The 19,208-nt window shown below is 62.7% G+C and carries 18 protein-coding genes and 1 pseudogene; 9 read left to right on the top strand and 10 right to left on the bottom strand.

What is annotated here, in order from left to right; all coding sequences use genetic code 11:
* Positions 1–42 precede the first annotated feature (42 nt).
* Positions 43–354: a hypothetical protein gene (locus tag EXV95_RS11840; RefSeq protein ID WP_055395047.1), complete on the top strand. Its 312-nt coding sequence runs from the start codon at positions 43–45 to the stop codon at positions 352–354.
* A 47-nt stretch (positions 355–401) separates the two neighbouring features.
* On the opposite strand, the gene mpl is transcribed toward EXV95_RS11840, so the two are convergent.
* Positions 402–1,826, bottom strand: a complete 1,425-nt coding sequence (mpl, locus tag EXV95_RS11835) for a UDP-N-acetylmuramate:L-alanyl-gamma-D-glutamyl-meso-diaminopimelate ligase (RefSeq protein WP_176886990.1) — start codon at positions 1,824–1,826, stop codon at positions 402–404.
* 174 nt (positions 1,827–2,000) lie between these two features.
* Between mpl and EXV95_RS11830 the strand changes: the two genes are divergently transcribed.
* The 8 genes and pseudogenes from EXV95_RS11830 to EXV95_RS11800 all read left to right on the top strand — a co-directional run bounded on the left by EXV95_RS11830 (position 2,001) and on the right by EXV95_RS11800 (position 8,722).
* On the top strand, positions 2,001–2,600 hold the full coding sequence (locus EXV95_RS11830) for a hypothetical protein (protein WP_121421126.1): 600 nt from the start codon (positions 2,001–2,003) through the stop codon (positions 2,598–2,600).
* Positions 2,597–3,178, top strand: coding sequence for a TlpA disulfide reductase family protein (locus EXV95_RS11825; protein WP_121508592.1), 582 nt, complete (start codon positions 2,597–2,599; stop codon positions 3,176–3,178). The genes EXV95_RS11830 and EXV95_RS11825 overlap by 4 nt, the downstream gene beginning before the upstream one ends.
* 235 nt (positions 3,179–3,413) lie before the next feature.
* Entirely contained in the window at positions 3,414–3,869 is a 456-nt protein-coding gene (accB, locus tag EXV95_RS11820) for an acetyl-CoA carboxylase biotin carboxyl carrier protein (protein WP_121421124.1), read from the top strand.
* 7 nt (positions 3,870–3,876) lie between these two features.
* A complete protein-coding gene (accC, locus tag EXV95_RS11815) occupies positions 3,877–5,226 on the top strand; it encodes an acetyl-CoA carboxylase biotin carboxylase subunit (protein ID WP_055395037.1) in 1,350 nt (449 codons plus the stop codon).
* A gap of 76 nt (positions 5,227–5,302) precedes the next feature.
* Positions 5,303–6,205 carry a 50S ribosomal protein L11 methyltransferase gene (gene prmA / locus EXV95_RS11810; RefSeq protein ID WP_176886989.1) on the top strand — a complete coding sequence of 301 codons (903 nt, stop codon included), beginning with the start codon at positions 5,303–5,305 and terminating at the stop codon, positions 6,203–6,205.
* Positions 6,206–6,261: 56 nt separating this feature from the next.
* Positions 6,262–6,327 (top strand): annotated as a pseudogene (locus EXV95_RS25150) (MJ0042-type zinc finger domain-containing protein); the annotation flags it as partial.
* A 687-nt stretch (positions 6,328–7,014) separates the two neighbouring features.
* Positions 7,015–7,800 carry a DUF3426 domain-containing protein gene (locus tag EXV95_RS24920; RefSeq protein ID WP_255485014.1) on the top strand — a complete coding sequence of 262 codons (786 nt, stop codon included), beginning with the start codon at positions 7,015–7,017 and terminating at the stop codon, positions 7,798–7,800.
* Positions 7,801–7,825: 25 nt separating this feature from the next.
* Positions 7,826–8,722 (top strand): carbohydrate kinase family protein, encoded by an 897-nt coding sequence (locus EXV95_RS11800; protein WP_176886987.1) that lies wholly within the window; start codon positions 7,826–7,828, stop codon positions 8,720–8,722.
* Between the two features lie 125 nt (positions 8,723–8,847).
* On the opposite strand, the gene EXV95_RS11795 is transcribed toward EXV95_RS11800, so the two are convergent.
* The 9 genes from EXV95_RS11795 to EXV95_RS11755 all read right to left on the bottom strand — a co-directional run bounded on the left by EXV95_RS11795 (position 8,848) and on the right by EXV95_RS11755 (position 19,140).
* Positions 8,848–9,435, bottom strand: coding sequence for a hypothetical protein (locus EXV95_RS11795; RefSeq protein ID WP_055395059.1), 588 nt, complete (start codon positions 9,433–9,435; stop codon positions 8,848–8,850).
* On the bottom strand, positions 9,435–9,599 hold the full coding sequence (locus EXV95_RS11790; protein WP_158603296.1) for a hypothetical protein: 165 nt from the start codon (positions 9,597–9,599) through the stop codon (positions 9,435–9,437). Before EXV95_RS11790 ends, EXV95_RS11795 begins: the two co-directional genes overlap by 1 nt.
* 22 nt (positions 9,600–9,621) lie before the next feature.
* Positions 9,622–10,818, bottom strand: coding sequence for a ribonucleotide-diphosphate reductase subunit beta (locus EXV95_RS11785; RefSeq protein ID WP_121508596.1), 1,197 nt, complete (start codon positions 10,816–10,818; stop codon positions 9,622–9,624).
* Positions 10,819–10,953: 135 nt separating this feature from the next.
* Positions 10,954–13,893, bottom strand: a complete 2,940-nt coding sequence (locus tag EXV95_RS11780; RefSeq protein ID WP_176886986.1) for a ribonucleoside-diphosphate reductase subunit alpha — start codon at positions 13,891–13,893, stop codon at positions 10,954–10,956.
* Positions 13,894–14,264: 371 nt separating this feature from the next.
* Complete coding sequence (ampD, locus tag EXV95_RS11775) at positions 14,265–14,894, bottom strand: 1,6-anhydro-N-acetylmuramyl-L-alanine amidase AmpD (RefSeq protein ID WP_176886985.1); 630 nt, start codon at positions 14,892–14,894, stop codon at positions 14,265–14,267.
* Positions 14,878–16,395, bottom strand: coding sequence for a sigma-54 dependent transcriptional regulator (locus tag EXV95_RS11770; RefSeq protein ID WP_176886984.1), 1,518 nt, complete (start codon positions 16,393–16,395; stop codon positions 14,878–14,880). The genes ampD and EXV95_RS11770 overlap by 17 nt, the downstream gene beginning before the upstream one ends.
* Before the next feature lie 11 nt (positions 16,396–16,406).
* The gene (locus EXV95_RS11765) at positions 16,407–18,110 is read right to left on the bottom strand and encodes a nitrogen regulation protein NR(II) (RefSeq protein ID WP_176886983.1); all 1,704 of its coding nucleotides are present in this window, start codon (positions 18,108–18,110) and stop codon (positions 16,407–16,409) included.
* 8 nt (positions 18,111–18,118) lie between these two features.
* Positions 18,119–18,346 carry a PP0621 family protein gene (locus EXV95_RS11760; protein WP_055395021.1) on the bottom strand — a complete coding sequence of 76 codons (228 nt, stop codon included), beginning with the start codon at positions 18,344–18,346 and terminating at the stop codon, positions 18,119–18,121.
* The gene (locus tag EXV95_RS11755) at positions 18,343–19,140 is read right to left on the bottom strand and encodes an inner membrane protein YpjD (RefSeq protein ID WP_055395019.1); all 798 of its coding nucleotides are present in this window, start codon (positions 19,138–19,140) and stop codon (positions 18,343–18,345) included. Before EXV95_RS11755 ends, EXV95_RS11760 begins: the two co-directional genes overlap by 4 nt.
* Between the last annotated feature and the right edge of the window lie 68 nt (positions 19,141–19,208).

The raw sequence follows: 19,208 nt of genomic DNA, 5'->3' as shown, positions 1-19,208 counted from the left end.
CAGTCGCCGCCACGGTTTCAGTAGATAGAAAGGCAAACCATCATGCACAGCGAAGTGTCGGTCCGTCTGGCCGGAAACCAGGAATTCCGTTTTGATCTGGAGGGCGCCGAGCCCATGGGCCACGAGGCTGGCAGGCGCTGGCTGGATGATCAGTTCACCGCGCTCGATTGCGAACCCCTGCGCGCCAGCGGCAAGGTGCTGCTGGCGGACAAGGTGCTCACCGTGGCCCGCGCTGCGGGGGCTTCGTTGCTGGCCGACCCGGCATGGTCCCGTGACTTTGCGCGCGCTGCCAGCGCGGCGCTCGCCAAGCCCGTGGTGCGCGTGGACGTCCCCGGCATGGCGGTATCGTTCTGATTTTGAAGAATATCAGGCTCTGGCGCTTGCCAGGTAAGCGTCAGCAGCTATTTATTTTGTAGCGATTCCAGCAGTTTGGCGTGGATGCCGCCAAATCCCCCGTTGCTCATGCATACGATGTGATCCCCCGGGCGGGCTGCCGCTGTGACCTGTTGTACCAGGGTGTTGATGTCGGCAGCGGTTTGCGCCCGCAGGCCTGGGCCCACGCCCAGGGGGGCGAGGGCCTGCGCCGCATCCCAGTCCAGCCCGGCGGTGTGGCAGAACGCGAGGTCGGCAGGCTCCAGCGCCCACGGCAGTTGGGCTTTCATGGCGCCCAGTTTCATGGTGTTGCTGCGGGGCTCGAACACCGCCAGGATGCGCGCACCCTGGCCCAGGCTGCGGCGCAGGCCGTCCAGCGTGGTTCTCAGAGCGGTGGGGTGGTGGGCAAAGTCGTCATACACCGCAACGCCATTTACGGTGCCGCGCAGTTCCATGCGCCGCTTCACGTTCTGAAAGGTGGCCAGTGCCGTAGCGGCCTGCTCGGGGCTCACGCCCACATGGTGGGCGGCGGCAATGGCCGCCAGTGCGTTGAGCTGGTTGTGCACGCCAGTCAGCGCCCACTCCACCCGGGCGGCCTTGCGCCCCTGGTGCAGCACGTCGAATGCCTGGGGATCGCCTTCGGCGGAAAAGTCGCTGACGGCTTCACCGAAGCTGGACACTTCGCTCCAGCAGCCCGTGTGCAGTACGCGGGTGAGGCTTTCTTCGAGACCGTTGACCACCACACGGCCCGACGGCGGCACCGTGCGCACGAGGTGGTGAAACTGCCGCTCGATGGCGGCCAGGTTGTCAAAGATGTCTGCGTGGTCGAACTCCAGATTGTTCAGCACGGCAGTGCGGGGGCGGTAGTGCACAAACTTGCTGCGCTTGTCGAAGAAGGCGGTGTCGTATTCGTCGGCCTCGATCACGAACAGCGGCGCATCCCCCAGCGGCGCACTGCCGGGTGATGGTCGCCGGGGCGCCCCCAGGCGGGCGGACACGCCGAAATTCAGCGGTACCCCACCAATCAGAAAACCTGGCTGCTGCCCGGCGCTTTCCAAAATCCAGGCCAGCATTGAGGTGGTGGTTGTCTTGCCATGGGTGCCAGCAACCGCCAGCACATGGCGGCCTTGTAGTACATGCTCGGCCAGCCACTGCGGGCCGCTGGTGTAGGGCAGGCCTGCGTCCAGGATGGCTTCCATCAACGGAAATTTGGGCGAACCGTCCGGCAGGTGGACGCGGCTGACCACGTTGCCGATGACAAACATGTCGGGCTGCAGGGCCAGTTGGTCGGCGCCAAAACCTTCGATCAGATCGATGCCCAGGGCCCGCAATTGGTCGCTCATCGGCGGGTAAACGCCAGCGTCGCAACCCGTCACCTTGTGGCCTGCCTCGCGCGCGAGCGCGGCCAAGCCGCCCATGAACGTGCCGCAGATGCCCAGTATGTGTATATGCATGGGCGCAGATTCTAAGGTTCAATAAAAAACAAGCCCCCAGCGCTTGGTGGATAAGCGCGAGAAGCTATGAAAAATATAGTGACCCTGGGCGTATCTAGGGGTAACCCGTAGTCCAGGCGGGTGCTTCGGGCCACAATGCGGTTTCTTTCCCTGCCACCACCATCCCCTACCGCCATGCACACACCTTTGAGCGACGAAATCGCCCACACCACGGCCCGGCTGGTGGTGGAAGAGGGCCTGGAATGGGGCCCGGCCAAGCGCCGTGCGCTGCGCCAGATGGGCCTGCCTGCCCGCACGCCCCTGCCGAGCAACGACCAGGTCGAGGCCGCCGTGCGGGAGTACATCCAGCTCTTTTGTGCCGATACGCAGCCGCACGAGCTGCGGGCGCTGCGCCAGCTGGCCCTCGTGTGGATGGAGCGCATGGCGGCCTTCCGTCCCCATCTGGCAGGGGCTGTATGGCATGGCACGGCCACGCGGCTGTCCGACATTTACTTGCAGTTGTTCTGCGATGACTCCAAATCTGCAGAAATAGCGCTCATCGATCACCATGTGGACTACGAGCCACGCACGGTCACCGGTTTTCATGGTGAGTCGGTCGAAGCGCTGAGCCTGGGCAGCAAGTCGCCCGAACTCAATGAGATGATCGGGGTGCACTTGATGATCTATGACCTCGATGACCTGCGCGGCGCTTTGCGCCCGGACGCCCAAGGGCGTGTGCCGCGCGGTGACATGACCGCCGTTCGGCGCCTGCTCCAGGAAACCCCTGCCCCATGACAAGCCCTTCCGATCGCCCTGAGTCCATCCCCGCCACCAGCGATGCGCAACCGTCGGCCGCACGCAGGCGCCTGCTGTATGCCGGGGTGGCGGGCGCTGCAGCGTTGGGTGGTGCCGGCCTGGCATGGTGGAAGTTCCAGCCCCACGCCATGGAGCATGGGGTGGAAGAAGCGCTCTGGGCGATGGAGTTTGAAAAGCCTGAAGGGGGCGTGGTGGCGCTGAAGTCTCTGGCCGGCAAGCCGCTGCTGCTGAACTTCTGGGCCACCTGGTGCCCGCCCTGTGTGGAAGAGCTGCCCATGCTCAATGCTTTCTATCGCCAACAGGCGCCGAACGGATGGCAAGTTCTGGGATTGGCCATCGACCAGCCCTCTGCCGTGCGCAAGTTTCTGCAGCGTATTCCGCTGGAGTTCCCCGTGGGCCTTGCCGGATTGGGCGGTACCGACCTGGGTCGATCACTGGGCAACCTCACCGGCGGCCTGCCTTTTACCGTGGTGCTCGGGGGCAATGGGCGCGTCCTGCACCGTAAAATGGGACAAATCACCCCGCAAGACCTCCAGCTGTGGGCGCCTCTGCGCTGATCGAACCCGCCTTCTGTTCGGCATTTTTGCAGGCCCCGGCTGGGTATCGACATGATGTAGTTCATCAAAAATACCTGTGGAAGACGGAGATAGGCTGAAATTGGAGTAAATTCGCGCCCTATTCAGTCATGACTTGCGCAAAGCAGGGCTCAGGCAAGCGGCTCGCCCAACGCGAGGCGGCTGTTGCGCCCTGATTGGCGTGAGTCCTATTAGTTTTATAGCCGTTGGAGCTCCCATGGATCTGCGAAAACTCAAAACCCTCATCGATCTCGTGTCCGAGTCGAACGTATCTGAACTCGAAATCACGGAAGCCGAGGGCAAAGTCCGCATCGTCAAGAGCGTGGGTGGTGTCGTTCAGCAGTACGTCCCCGCACCGATGCAAGCGCCTGCGCCCCCTGCGTCTGCCGCCGCCCAAGTCGCCGAGCTGCCTGCGCCCTCGGCACCTGCAGTCCCTGCTGGCCACATCGTCAAGTCACCCATGGTGGGCACGTTCTACCGTTCGTCCAGCCCTGGCGCCAAGGCTTTTGTCGAAGTCGGCAGCCAGGTCAAGGAAGGCGAAACCATCTGCATCATCGAAGCGATGAAGATCCTCAACGAAATCGAGGCTGACAAGTCTGGCACCGTCACCCGCATCCTGGGTGAAAACGGTCAGGCCGTGGAATACGGCCAACCTTTGTTCGTCATCGAATAAGGCGCGCATGTTCAAGAAAATCCTGGTCGCAAACAGAGGGGAGATCGCCCTTCGCATTCAGCGCGCCTGCCATGAGTTGGGTGTCAAGGCCGTGATGGTCTACTCCGAGGCCGACCGCGACGCCAAATACGTCAAGCTCGCCGAAGAAGCGGTGTGCATCGGCCCAGCGCCCTCGCCGTTGTCCTACCTGAACATGCCAGCCATCATCTCGGCCGCCGAGGTGACCGACGCCGAGGCCATTCACCCCGGCTATGGCTTCCTGTCTGAGAACGCAGATTTTGCCGAGCGCGTGGAAAAGAGTGGCTTCCAGTTCATCGGCCCCACGCCCGAGTCAATCCGCATCATGGGCGACAAGGTGTCGGCCAAGCAGGCCATGATCCGCGCCGGCGTGCCCTGCGTGCCCGGCTCCGAGGGCGAACTGCCCGATGACCCGGTGCAGATCCGTCGAATCGCCAAGGCCGTGGGTTACCCGGTGATCATCAAGGCTGCAGGCGGCGGCGGTGGCCGTGGCATGCGCGTGGTGCATACCGAAGCTGCCTTGGTCAATGCGGTGCAGATGACCAAGGCCGAGGCGGGCGCTGCCTTTGGCAATCCGGCCGTGTACATGGAGAAGTTCCTCCAGAACCCACGCCACATCGAGATCCAGATCCTGGCCGACAAGCACCGCAATGCGGTGTATTTGGGCGAGCGCGATTGCTCCATGCAGCGCCGCCATCAGAAGGTCATCGAAGAGGCTCCAGCCCCCGGCATTCCCCGCAAACTGATCGAGAAGATCGGCGAGCGCTGCGTGGCCGCGTGCAAGAAGATCGGCTACCGTGGCGCGGGTACGTTCGAGTTCCTGTACGAAAACGGCGAGTTCTACTTCATCGAGATGAACACCCGTGTGCAGGTGGAACACCCCGTCACCGAGTGGATCACCGGCGTGGACATCGTGAAGACGCAGATTATGGTCGCGGCCGGCGAGAAGCTGCCGTTCACCCAGCGCCAGATCGAGATCCGGGGCCATGCCATCGAGTGCCGGATCAATGCGGAAGACCCTTACAAGTTCATTCCGTCGCCCGGGCGTATCACCACGTGGCATCCACCAGGCGGCCCCGGCGTGCGTGTGGATTCGCATGCGTACACCAACTACTTTGTGCCGCCCAACTACGACTCGATGATCGGCAAGATCATCGTGCACGGCGACACGCGCGAGCAGGCCCTGGCCCGCATGCGCACGGCGCTGTCCGAGACGGTGATCGAAGGCATCAACACCAACGTGCCGCTGCACCGCGAGCTGATGGTGGACGCCAAGTTCATGGCCGGTGGCACCAACATCCATTACCTGGAAGAGTGGCTGTCGCAGCACAAGCGCTGACATCGTATTGCGCAGTCATTCACATGCTGGCTCCTGGCAACGGGTGCCAGCATTTCACTTTTTCTGAGAGGCTTCTATGTTTGAGCTGAGTCTGATGTGTCCCGAGGATCGGATCGAGGCGGTCAGCGATGCGCTGGATGCGCTGGATGCGCTGAGCGTTTCGGTGGAGGATGCTGATGCCCAGACTGACGCCGAGCAGGCCTTGTTTGGCGAGCCTGGCATGCCGCCGCCCAAGGACGGCTGGCAGCGCAGCAGGGTGGTGGCGCTCTTTCCTTCGGAGGTGGCAGCCCGGGAGGCCCAGCAACTGCTGGTGGTGCAGGACTTTTTTGCGGGCTGCCAGGTGCTGGGGGTTGCCCACGTGCCCGAGCAGGACTGGGTGCGGCTCACGCAATCGCAATTTGCGCCCGTGGACATCACACCGGATTTTTGGATCGTTCCTACCTGGCACGAACTGCCGGCCGAGGCAAAGCGCAGCATCCGGCTGGATCCGGGCCTGGCGTTTGGTACCGGCACCCACCCCACGACGCGCATGTGCCTGCGCTGGATTGCCCGCAACGGTGCCTCCGAGTCGTCCATGGGTAATCCGCTGGGCCGGGTCCTGGACTATGGCTGTGGCTCTGGAATTCTCGCCATTGGTGCGGCCAAGTTTGGTGCAACGGACATCGATGCGGTCGATATTGATCCTGCGGCGGTCGAGTCCACCGCCTTGAATGCGCAGGCCAATGACGTGCAGCTCCACGCGGGCCTGCCCGACAAGGCACGGGGTGAATACCAGACGGTGCTGGCAAACATTCTTGCCACCCCCTTGCGCGTGCTAGCGCCCCTCTTGTGCAGCCACGTCGCGCCTGGCGGGAATCTGGTGCTGGCAGGCATTTTGGAACGGCAGGCTGAGGAGTTGAAAGAGGCATATGCTCCCTGGCTTCAGCTCGATGTGGCGGATACAGAAGATGGCTGGATCTTGATGACCGCCCGTCGCTAAGACGGGGCCGAAGCCCGCTTCGCCGGGGTCGCACGCGCCTCTACAATCCACCGCTGATGAGCCAGATCACTCGCTGCCCGTCCTGCTCTACCTCATTCAAGGTGGTGGCGGACCAATTGCGCATCTCGCAAGGGTGGGTGCGTTGTGGTCAATGCAAAGAGGTGTTTGATGCTTCGGCGCACCTGCTTCCAGCGGCTCCACCAGCGTTGTTGCCTGATGTCTCGTTGACCGACATACGTCCGTCATCCATGCCGGTGGCGCGCAAGGCAGAGGCGGAGCGGTCATGGGGTGAGCCGCCTTCTCCGCCACCACCGGTTGCCCCATCTGCGGGGGCGCTGTCGCCAGCCTCCGAAAAACCAGCGTTTTCGCTGTTCCCCACAGGTGCTTCCGAAGTGATGGCGGGGTTGCCGGATGCACAGGCCCAGGTGGTGGCTCCGGTTCTGGAGGTTCCTCAGCCTGCGGTGCCCGCGTTTCTCTCTGCGGCGGCCGGGGCGGTGGCACCTGGTGCCGATGCGGGAATCGGCCCCTTCACTCCATTTGCTTGGCGCCCGGACTCCGTGCGCAATGTGCCAACAACGGGCGGGGATGTTGCAGGGATGCGGAGCGATGCCGTCGCCTTACCTCCTTTGGCCTTTCCCGAGGTGGCTGCTGATGGGTCATCTTCTTTGCCCAAGGGGGATCACCCCACTGCCTCGTTGTCAGCCGTCTTGCCCGGTGCAGGCGATGGAACATCACTCCCTGCAGGGTATGAGTTACCTGCTGCTGCTCTTCGAGATGGCGAAGAGGTGGCATCTGATCCAGCTGCACCCGTGGCGTTGACCCCGATGGGATACCCTGCGCTGGAGTTGCCTACCAAGACGGCGTTGCCGGTGGAAGATTCGGAGCTGGAAGAGCGGGCTGAAGAGCCCGTGCCGCCGGTGGGTTTTGCGCAGCCCGTGACGCCTGAGTCCGAGCCGGAGGCACTTGCGCTCGTGGAAGACCATTCGCCCGCAGCCGTGTTGCAGGCATCGACTCGCAAGCGATCCTCGGTCCGAAAGGCGTCGGATGCCGTTGACGAGGACGATGACCCAGAGGCCGGACAGGAAGTCAGCTTTGTAGTCGCTGCGCGGCGCAAGGCGTTCTGGCGCAGGCCGATGGTGCGCACGGTGCTTGGAGTGCTGCTTTTGATGTCTGTGGCGGGGCTTGCGCTGCAGGTCGCCGTTCAGGAGCGTGATCGCCTTGCCGCGATGGATGCGCGTGCCAGGCCATGGTTGATGGCGTTGTGCGCTCCCTTGCACTGCGAGATCGCGCCGCCGCGCCAGATTGCGGATGTGGTCATCGACAGCTCTTCGTTCAACAAGGCCCGAGGTGATAGCTACCAACTCGCGCTGACCATGAAGAGCAAGGCCTCGATACCTCTGGCCATGCCCGCCGTCGAGTTGACGTTGACCGATGCGCAGGACCAGCCAGTGCTGCGGCGTGTGCTCTTGCCCACTGACATGGGGGCTCCCATGGAGTTGTCTGCAGGGGGCGAGTGGAGTGCGTCCGTGTCAGTGATTGTGACCACCGGCGGAGCGCGTGTTGCTGGCTATCGGTTGCTGGCGTTTTATCCCTGATTTTTTACCAACCTACTTCTTTGATATGGCTGCCCTCATTTGTGGTTCTCTGGCGTTCGACACCATCATGACCTTCGAGGGCCGTTTTGCCGAGCAGATACTGCCCGACCAGCTGCACATCCTGAACGTCTCTTTCCTGGTGCCTTCGTTGCGGCGCGACTTTGGTGGTTGTGCGGGCAACATTGCGTATAGCCTCAAGTTGCTGGGCGGTGAGCCATTGCCAATGGCCATGCTGGGCAGTGATGGCGCTGACTATCTGCAGCGCCTGGAATTGCTGGGTATCAGTGCGCGCCATGTGGGGCAGGTCCAGGACACCTACACCGCACAAGCCATGATCATGACGGACCGTGACAACAACCAGATCACCGCCTTCCACCCTGGGGCGATGATGCAGGCACATGTGAACCGCATCGAGGCAGATATGGGAGTGAGCGTGGGGATCATCGCGCCGGATGGTCGTGACGCCATGCTTGAACACGCGGCCCAGTTTGTGGTGGCCGGTATTCCTTTTGTATTTGACCCGGGCCAGGGCTTGCCCATGTTCAATGGCGAAGAGCTTGCGCGGTTCGTGGGCCAGGCTTCCTGGGTGACGGTCAATGACTACGAGGGGAAAATGCTTTGCGACCGCACGGGCTGGACGCTTGCAGAGATTTCGCGCAAGGTAAAGGGGCTTGTGGTGACGCTGGGTGCGGAGGGCTGCGAGGTCTGGGTGGATGGTCAGAAAACCCATGTACCCGCCGTGGTACCTGCCCAAGTGGTGGATCCTACGGGGTGTGGTGATGCTTGGCGGGGCGCGTTGTTGTTCGGCCTGGAAAAGGGCTGGCCGCTGGTGCGTTGCGCCGAGCTGGGCAACCGGGTAGGAGCCCTCAAGATTGCACAGCGGGGCCCGCAAAACTACACACTGGATTTCATCCCCGCGTAATAGGGCAAGTCACGGGGCGCCATTGCTGCCGGCTTCTTGTGTTGCACGGCGTGTGGTGTGCAACACGAACAGGCATAAAAAAACCCGGTGCGCAGGCACCGGGTTGAGCGTGTGATACGCCAGGATTAAGGCTTGTTGCCCGTAGGGAAGGGCCAGGCTGCCTGAGGATTCAGGGTGGTCTGTGCCGCTGGAGCTGCTGCCGCAGGGGCAGGCGCCTTGGGGGCCTTCTTGGCCGGTGCAGCTTTTTTTGCAGGAGCCTTGGCGGGAGCGGCCTTCTTGGCAGCCGTTGCCTTCTTGGCGGGAGCCGCCTTCTTGGCTGGGGCGGCAGGCTTCTTCGCTGCTACTGCCTTCTTGGCGGGAGCGGCTTTCTTTGCCGGTGCTGCTGCCTTCTTGGCAGGTGCGGCCTTCTTCGCTGCTACTGCCTTCTTGGCGGGAGCGGCCTTCTTTGCCGGTGCTGCTGCCTTCTTGGCGGGTGCGGCCTTCTTCGCTGCTACTGCCTTTTTGGCGGGAGCGGCTTTCTTTGCCGGTGCTGCTGCCTTCTTGGCAGGTGCAGCCTTCTTCGCTGCTACTGCCTTCTTGGCGGGAGCGGCTTTCTTTGCCGGTGCTGCTGCCTTCTTGGCAGGTGCAGCCTTCTTCGCTGCTACTGGTTTTGCAGGTGCAGCTTTTTTCGCTGGGGTCGCCTTCTTAGCGGCTGGTTTTTTCGCAGTTGCCATCATGTTCTCCTTGGGTCAATTTGCAAAGAGCACTTCCTGTCTGCAGTGGACACGAAGCGATCCATGGCGATGGAGAAATCCCCATCGCCATGAACACGGGAACGCCCTGCACCGCAACGCACTGCAGCGCTGCTTGTGGTGGTGGGCGTGGTGTAAAAATCCATGGTGGTGTGTTGCGAAAAGGCGCTAGTCCCAGGACAGCGCACCACCGGACTGGTATTCAATAACCCGGGTCTCGAAGAAGTTGCGTTCCTTCTTGAGGTCAATCATCTCGCTCATCCACGGGAACGGGTTTTCTTCATTGGGAAACAGCGTCTCCAGCCCGATTTGTGTGGCACGGCGGTTGGCGATGTAACGCAGGTATCCCTTGAACATCGATGCATTCATGCCCAGCACGCCGCGCGGCATGGTGTCTTCCGCGTAGCGGTATTCGAGTTCAACCGCCTTGAGGAACAGTGCCTTAATTTCGGCCTTGAATTCAGCGGTCCACAGATGGGGATTTTCCAGCTTGAGCTGGTTGATCAGGTCAATGCCAAAGTTGCAGTGCATCGACTCGTCGCGCAAGATGTACTGGTACTGCTCGGCGGCGCCGGTCATCTTGTTCTGGCGGCCCAGTGCAAGGATCTGTGTGAAGCCGACGTAGAAGAACAGGCCTTCCATCAGGCAGGCAAACACGATCAGCGACTTGAGGAGCGTCTGGTCGGTTTCGGGCGTGCCAGTGTGGAAGTTCGGATCCATGATCGCCTCGATGAAGGGGATCAGGAACTGGTCTTTGTCGCGGATGGACTGGACTTCGTTGTACGCGTTGAAAATCTCGCTCTCATCCAGCCCCAGCGATTCCACGATGTACTGATAGGCGTGCGTGTGGATAGCTTCTTCAAAGGCCTGGCGCAGCAGGAACTGGCGGCACTCGGGCGCCGTGATGTGGCGATAGGTGCCCAGCACGATGTTGTTGGCAGCCAGCGAGTCGGCCGTGACAAAGAAGCCCAGGTTGCGCTTGATGATGCGGCGTTCGTCATCGGTCAGGCCATTGGGGTCCTTCCACAACGCGATGTCACGCGTCATGTTCACTTCCTGAGGCATCCAATGGTTGGCGCAGGTGGCCAGGTATTTTTCCCAGGCCCACTTGTATTTGAACGGGACCAGCTGATTGACATCCGTCTGCCCGTTGATGATGCGTTTGTCGGCAGCGTTCACGCGGCGTTGCGTGGCTGCGGCAGGTGTTGCGTGCGGTGCTGCAGAGGCAGTCATCGATGCGTGCACTTCCTGCAGTGAGGGGGTTTGGAAAGGCAAAGGCGGCTGTCCCGCCGGGTGGCTTTGGTTCAGTCCACCGTCCAGTTGATTTTGCGATGAGGGCTTGACTTCTTCGTCCCAGGTCAACATAGATTTTCCAGTGTTCGGATTATGAAAGCAGTGCTGCGAAAAGAAAAGCACTGAAGCGTTGTGCAGCAAGGATTTGTTGCTTCACAGCACATGCGCGACACCTCGGAAGAGCCCAAGGTGTCGCGCGCGAAGTTCTTATTGGCAGGCTTCGCAGCCGGGATCATCGATAGCGCAGAACTTGACGTCCGTAGCAGGCACTGCTGATGCTTGATGGGTGGCTTCAGCGGCTGCCGCATCGAGTGCGCTGGGTTTCGCTGCAACGGGCACCGACGCTGCCGATGCGCCACTGTCATTGCCCGACGAAACGGCATTGAGCTGGCGTGTATTCACGGTGCTCATCTCGACGTGTGTGGCGCTTTGTGTGCGCAGGTAATACGTGGTCTTGAGGCCACGGATCCAGGCCAGCTTGTAGGTGTCGTCGAGCTTCTTGCCCGATGCGCCGGCCATGTAGATGTTCAGGCTCTGCGCCTGATCAATCCATTTCTGGCGACGCGATGCGGCTTCCACCAGCCACTGCGGCTCGACTTCGAAGGCGGTGGAGTACAGCGCCTTGATGTCCTGTGGCACCCGGTCGATGGGGTGCAGCGAACCCTTGAAGTGCTTGAGGTCCATGATCATCACGTCATCCCACAGGCCCAGGCGCTTGAGGTCGCGCACCAGCCCACCGTTGATGACCGTGAATTCACCCGACAGGTTGGACTTGACCGACAGGTTGCCGAACGAAGGCTCGATCGAGGCATCAACGCCGATGATGTTGGAGATGGTGGCCGTGGGGGCAATGGCGACGCAGTTGGAGTTGCGCATGCCGTCCCGTGCAATTTTCTTGCGCAGGGCATCCCAGTCCAGGGTGGACGAGCGATCCACTTCCACATATCCGCCACGGGCCTGCGAGAGCATGTCCAACGTGTCGAAAGGCAGGATGCCGCGATCCCACAGCGAGCCCTTGTAGCTGGAGTACTGGCCGCGTTCCCGGGCCAATTCGGTGGAGGCCCAGTAGGCGTAGTAGCAGATGGCCTCCATCGACTTGTCGGCGAATTCCACGGCCTCCTGCGAGGCGTAGGGAATGCGCAGTTCGTACAGGCTGTCTTGGAACGCCATGACGCCCAGGCCCACGGGGCGGTGGCGCAGATTGGAGTCGCGGGCCTTCTTGACGGCGTAATAGTTGATGTCGATCACGTTGTCGAGCATGCGCATGGCAACCGTGATGGTCTTCTTGAGCTTCTCGTGGTCGATCTGGCCGTCCTTGATGTGCTGCAGCAGGTTGACCGAACCGAGATTGCAGACGGCGGTTTCTGTGTCGCTGGTGTTGAGTGTGATCTCAGTGCACAGGTTGGACGAGTGCACCACACCAGCGTGCTGCTGGGGTGAACGCACGTTGCAGGCATCCTTGAAGGTGATCCAAGGATGGCCAGTCTCGAACAGCATGGTCAGCATCTTGCGCCACATGTCGGTGGCCTGCACCGTCTTGGCAGGTTTGATCTCGCCGCGCGCGGCCTTCTCTTCGTAGGCCACATAGGCCTTCTCGAAGTCGGCGCCGAACAGATCGTGCAGGTCGGGCACGTTGGAGGGCGAGAACAATGTCCAGGTGCCCTTTTCCATCACGCGGCGCATGAACAGGTCAGGGATCCAGTTGGCCGTGTTCATGTCGTGCGTGCGGCGGCGGTCGTCGCCGGTGTTCTTGCGCAGTTCCAGGAACTCTTCGATATCCAGGTGCCAGGTTTCCAGGTAGGTGCAGACGGCGCCCTTGCGCTTGCCGCCCTGGTTCACCGCCACAGCGGTGTCGTTGACCACCTTGAGGAAGGGCACCACGCCTTGCGATTCGCCGTTCGTGCCCTTGATGTGGGAGCCCAGGGCGCGTACGCGGGTCCAGTCATTGCCCAGGCCGCCAGCAAACTTGGACAGTAGGGCGTTTTCCTTGATCGATTCGTAGATGCCATCCAGATCGTCGGGCACCGTGGTCAGGTAGCAGCTGGACAGCTGCGAGCGCAGGGTGCCGCTGTTGAACAGCGTGGGGGTAGACGACATGAAGTCGAAGGACGACAGCACTTCGTAGAACTCGATGGCGCGGGCCTCGCGGTCGGTTTCATTGAGCGCCAGGCCCATGGCCACGCGCATGAAGAACGCCTGGGGCAGTTCGATGCGGGTTTTCTTGACGTGCAGGAAGTAGCGGTCATACAGGGTCTGCAGGCCGAGGTAGTCGAACTGCAGGTCGCGCTCGGCCTTGAGCGCGGCGCCCAGGCGGTTCAGGTCGTATTGCTTGAGCAGGCGCTCGTCCAACAGCTCGTTGTCCACCCCCTTCTGGATGAAGGCGGGGAAATAGTCCCTGTAGGCCTGGCCCATGTTGCTCTGGGCGACCTCGCGTCCCAGCACTTCGCGCACGATGGTATGCAGCAGCAGGCGGGCCGTGGCATAGGTGTAGTCGGGGTCCTTTTCGATCAGGGTGCGGGCAGCGAGGATGGACGCCTTGTAGACCTCGTCCATAGGAACGCCGTCATACAGGTTGCGCATGGTCTCGGCGACGATGGGCGCGGCCTGGATGTCGGCGCCGAGGTTGGCGCAGGCCGATTCGATGAGCCCGTGCAGGCGCAGGATGTCCAGCTGCACGCGTTGGCCGTTGTCGATCACGTTCAACATGGGGGTTGCGGGCGCGAGCTGTTCCTGGTGGTGGGCACGCTCTTGCGCGCGGCGCTCGCGGTACAGAACATAGGCCCGGGCGACTTCGTGGTGTTCGCCGCGCATCAGGCCCAGTTCAACCTGATCCTGCACGTCTTCAATATGGAAGGTGCCGCCACCGGGACGCGAGCGCATGAGGGCGCGGACCACATTCTGGGTGAGCGTGTCCACCACCTCGCGCACGCTGGCGGAGGCGGCGCCCTGCGTGCCGTGCACTGCCAGAAATGCCTTCATCATCGCCACCGCAATTTTTTGCGGCTCAAAGGGCACGACAGCTCCGTTGCGGCGAATGATCTGATAGTGCGCCAGCGAGTTACCCGTCGCTGCTGGTGCGGACTGGGTGTTTGGGGCCTCGGGGGAGGCGGCATGGGGCGTGGAAGGCGTGTTCAAAGCAGCTTGCATGGGGGGTCCTCTTCTGTGGGCTGTCTGGGGTGTGGTGCGCGGGGCCTGGATGCCGTCGCAGCGTGTGAGTGGTGCGGCGGACTACTGTCTGGCGCACACTATATATGGTGTGTCACATGCATTCAAGACACTACCGGTAGTGTACCGTCGTATTGCCCTCAGAAAAACGAAACAGCATGTCAACAGCGCCGCAGGGCCTTCTGCTGACCCCGCCGGAACCCGTTGCCCCTGCGGAAAAGCAGGACGAAAACCTCGCAAAGACAAGCGTTTCGAGCGGATTTTCTGCGCGAGGCCGCGTGGTGTCTGGGGACGCGACGATGTGCAAATGCACATAGAAAAAAGTCGCTGAATGTGGCGCTGCCACAGCGCCCTCAGCGAGCGGCTTGAATGTCAGGCCAGGTGGCTGCCGGAAAACGTTGCATGGGCCAGTTCAGTGCTTTTTGTACCTGCGCCCAATCGAAGCCGGAGCCTGGGTCCTGCTTGCGCCCGGGCGCGATGTGCTCATGCCCTGCGATGTGTTCAATGGGGTAGCGCTGTTCGATGTCCTGGCAGAGCGTTGTCAGGGTCTGGTACTGCGCGGGTTCGAACGCAAGCCCTTCAAGGCCTTCCAGTTCAATGCCAATCGAGTCATCGTTGCACTGGCTGCGGCCACGGTAGGCCGACTGGCCAGCATGCCAGGCCCGAAGATCACAGTCCACAAACTGCCAAAGGGCGCCGGTGCGGTCAATGAAGAAATGCGACGAAACGGCCAAACCACGGATGCTCTGGTAGTAGGGGTGTGCGTCCCAGTCCAGCGAATTGGTGAATAGCTGTTGCACCGCATTCCCGCCATATGTGCCTGGCGGCAAACTGATGGAATGCACCACGATCAGGTCGATGGAGGAACTTGCCGGGGCAGGGCGCACACCATGGTTGGGGGATTCCAGCCTGGTTGCTGCACGGTGCCATCCACCGTCCCAAGGCGTTGATCTGCCTGGTGCCGCGTCAGCCGATCTCGTCATGCGGGTCCTGGTCATTGGGGACGGCGATGTTCAGCCGGGCGATGCGGTAGCGTATCTGACGCAGGCTGATGCCCAGCCGGGCTGCGGTGGCGGTTCTGTTGAAACCCGCTTCGCGCAAGGCTCGTATCAGAATGTCCCGCTCCTGCTGGTCCAGCCAGGCCTGAAGGTCATTGGGCAGAGGGACCGAGCAGCCCGTGCTGGCGGCGGGCTGTGGTGATTGGTAGGCAGGCTGCGCCTCGGTGTGGTTGGGGAGGGTGGGGGCTGGTAGCGTCCGCGCCACCAATGGGGCGGGGGTGCCAGAGGGCCAGTCCACATGCAGCTCGTCTCCGTCGCTGAGTGCCACGGCCCGGTGCAACAGGTTTTCCAGTTCGCGGACGTTGCCGGTCAGGGGGTGTGCGGCAATGGCTTGGAGCGCATGCTCTGTCAGAGAAGGCACTGGCATGCCAGATTCCTGGGCGATGCGCGCCAGAAGTGCGGCACACAGCACAGGCAGATCTTCACGCCGCTCGCGCAACGGGGGGATCACGATTTCGATCACGTTGAGCCGGTAATAGAGATCCTGGCGGAAGCGGCCCGATTGCACGTCGGCGGCCAGGTCGCGGTGTGTGGCGCTCACGATGCGCACATCCACCGTCTCCTCCTGGGTGGAGCCAAGAGGTCGTACGCTGCGCTCCTGGATGGCGCGCAGCAATTTGGACTGCATGGCCAAGGGAAGGTCACCGATTTCGTCCAGAAACAGCGTGCCGCCACGGGCTGCCTGAAAGTAGCCGTCCCGGTCCTGGGTGGCGCCGGTGTAAGAGCCTTTCCGGGCACCAAAAAATTCTGCCTCCAGCAGGTTCTCGGGGATGGCGCCGCAGTTCACGGCCACCAGGGGACCATCGGCACGCTGGCTGCTGGCATGCAGCGCTTGCGCCACCAGTTCTTTGCCCGTGCCGGATTCCCCATGAATCAGCACGGGCGCCATGCCCCGTGCCACCTTGGCCACGCGCTGCTTGACGTTGCGAATGGCCTCTGAGGTGCCCACCAGCCGGTCCAGTGCGGTGCCCGCTGCCAAGGGGTCTGCGCTGAACGCCCCCTGCCGACCCTGTACGCCGCCGGTGCGTGCGGCCCGGGGCGCGGGGACACCCCCTGTGCCTTGCACGGCCGATGCGACGACCGAGCGGAACTGCTTGAGATCCACGGGTTTGGTCAGATAGTCGAAGGCACCAGAGCGCAGGGCTTCCACGGCGTTCTCGGCGGAGCCATACGCTGTCATGACCACGCAGCGCTCGCGGCGCTGCTGGTCGCGCAGATCCTGCAGCAGTTCCATGCCGAAACCGTCGGGCAGGCGCATGTCGGTGATGACGGCGTCAAAGCGGTGGGCCTTGAGCTGTTCGCGCGCCTCCTGGACGCTGGATGCGGTCTCCACCCGGTAGCCTTCGCGCAGCAAGGTCAGTTCGTACAAGGTGCGCAGGTCGGGTTCGTCGTCCACGACGAGGATGGAAGCGGTAGGTGCGTTCATGGCAGGGCGTTTCAGACCACGATGGTGTCAAACAGCGTGGCAGCATCGGCAGGGCGTGTGGTGCGGCGAAAGCCGACGGTAAAGGCGTTGCCGCCCACCTCGCCCCGCAGGGTGGTGCGGGTTAGCCGCTGGTAGCTGATGGACGCTCCATGGCGCTGGCACAACTCGCGGCAAATATAGAGGCCCAGGCCGCTGGAGCGGCTTTCGGAGGAAAAAAACGGTTCGAACAGGTGGCGCTCCACGGACTTGTCCATGGGGGCACCGTCGCTCCAGACTTGCAGGCTGGTCTGGCCGGAGGGCAAGGTGCGGGTGGTCACCGTGAGGGAGTCAGGCTCCTGTCCCACATAGCGCAGGGCATTGTCCAGCAGGTTCACGAGCACGCGGCGCAGGTGTTCGGTGTCGAATTCCACCTGCGGATTGCCCGCTTCCAGCATCACTACTGCCCGGCGCTGCACGGGGTCCTGGGCCTGCCAGTCATTCCATATTTGCGACACCGTTTCGTCCAGGGGCAAGGTGGACGCGGGCGCATGGCTGATCTGGTGCTGCACGCGGGCGATGTCCAGTACCTCCTCGGCAATGCGCGCGAGGCGGTCGGCGTTCTGCTGCACCATGTGGGCCAGGCGCTTGTGTGCCGGGTCGTGCAGGTCTTCTTCGAGCAAGGCATTGGCCTGCACGATGGCTGCCAGCGGGTTGCGGATCTCATGGGCCACGGCGGCGGACATGCGGCCCATGGCCGCCAGCTTTTCCGTGCGCAGGCGGGCTTCCATCTCGCGCAGGTCGTGCAGGAACATCACGCACAGGCGCTCGGTCTGCGTCTGCCGCGCTGCCTCGCGCGTCGAAGTCAACCACGTGCGTACATGCAGCCCGGTGGGGCTTTGTCCCGGGTGCAGGAGGTCTACGTCGGCGGTCTGGGGCTGTTCCTGGCGGAAGGTGCGCCGAGCCAGGATCACGAGCGGATTCCAGGGGGCCTCGGATGCCAGGATGAATGGCAGCTCGGGCAGCGAGGTGCCCCCGAGCAACTGCAGCCCTGCGGGGTTTGCAATGCGCACAACATCGCTTTCGTCCACGACCAACACCCCATCGGTCAGGTTCTGGATGACCAGTGCGCTGACCTGCGTCTGCACGCGGGCAGCAACCTGGCTTTGCTGCGCCACTTCCTGCTCGCGCGCCAGGCGTGTTGCCAGTTGGTGCACAAGATAGCTCACGATGAAATAGCCTGTGCCAGTCAGCGCGCTTTGCAGGTAGCGCGGTGCGTCGTCGCCCGCAGTGCCCGAGCCGAGCCACCAGGCCCAGCCCAGCAGCAGCAGCGTGACGCCTGCTGTGGTGCCCAGTGCCAAGGTCAGCGTTCCCAGCACGGCTGCCATCAGGATGGGCAAGCCAAACAGGGGGGTGTAGTTCATGGTGCCCGCGTTCAGCAGTTGCAGGGCGACAATCGCTGCAAGGTCAACACCAATGGAGGGGAGCCACTGGGGGCCGGTCTTGGGTGAAGGCGGTCTGTGCCTGCCGAGCACGCGCAGCATGACGGCGGCCACCAGATAGGCCACACACACTGCCAGCACGGCGGGTTCGGTGGTTTGGTTGATGGCCTGCCCGGCCCCTTGGAGTACCAGCAGGGCCAGTGCGACCATGACACGGCCCGTCAGAAACCCGCGCCACAGGCGCACAAATGGCGCATCCATGGTGGACGCAAAGGTGCTTGCGGACAGCGGAGGCATGGTCGGTTTCAGACCGGGCCCAGGCGCCGGTGTTCTGTGCAGCAGTAGGCTTGTTCGCCCACCATCAGTGCGTCTGCCTGCGGAATGTGAACGCCGCAGTGGGCACAGGCCAGCATGTTCTGCGGGAGGGCCAGCGGAGGTGCAGGCGGCTTGGAAGCGTTTGCATCCGGCGCGCGTCGGCTGCGCCAGATACCAATGGCGATAGCCAGAACCACCAGCAAGACCAGGTATTTCATGCGCTGCGGCCCAGGACGACTTCCATGACAAAGCGGGAGCCCACATAGGCCAGCAACAGCAGCGCTGATCCGGCATAGAGCACGCGCACGGCATTGCGTCCCCGCCACCCGAAGCGTGCTCGGCCCACCAGCAACGTGGCAAACGTGATCCAGGACAGCAGCGAGAACACGGCCTTGTGGTCCCACCGCCAGGCCCTGCCGTACAGCGTGTCACCAAACAGCCAGCCCGCCAGCAGCGTGGCAGTCAGCAGGATGAAGCCCGCCGTCACAAACCGGAAGGTCAGGCGCTCCAGTGTGAGCAGGGGGATGCCGCTGTGGGGATCTTCGGCCTGCCGGATGCGTTGCTCTGCGCGTGTCATCAGCCAGGCGTGCACCACGGCGGCGGCAAACAAGCCATAGCAGGCAATGCCCAGCGCCAGGTGCAGCGGCAGCCAGGCGGAAGCCGTCACATGCAGCGGCTGGCCCGGAAAGAGCATCGCCAGCACAATGGCAACCGCCCCCAGCGCTGCCAGTATCCAGCGTGACTGCATCTGCGGAAACAGCTGCCGCTCTACCGCGTACACCGTTAGCACCAGCCAGGCGGTCATCGACAAGGCGGGTGCAAAACCAAATCGGGGGGAATCGCCCCACAGGCCCCATACCAGCACGGCGCCATGCAGCAACCAGGCCACCAGCAGTGCATTGCGCGCCGCTGTAGCGCCCAGCCGCGAGGATGCGGCAGCCGGAACGGCGTATGCCACGGCAGCGGCCAGGGCCAGGAGCCAGCTGGCAGGGGAAGCACTGGGTAAAATCATGGATCGCAGTTTAGCCTTTCGCCCCACCGCCAGCACCCTGGCGCGCAGGCAACACCGGACATCTCCCC

This window comes from Acidovorax sp. JMULE5, from assembly GCF_013376875.1.
GTDB classification, from domain to species: Bacteria; Pseudomonadota; Gammaproteobacteria; order Burkholderiales; family Burkholderiaceae_C; genus Acidovorax; species Acidovorax facilis.
The sequence above is the reverse complement of the archived record's forward strand: the minus strand, read 5'-3'. Positions and strand labels throughout refer to the sequence as shown.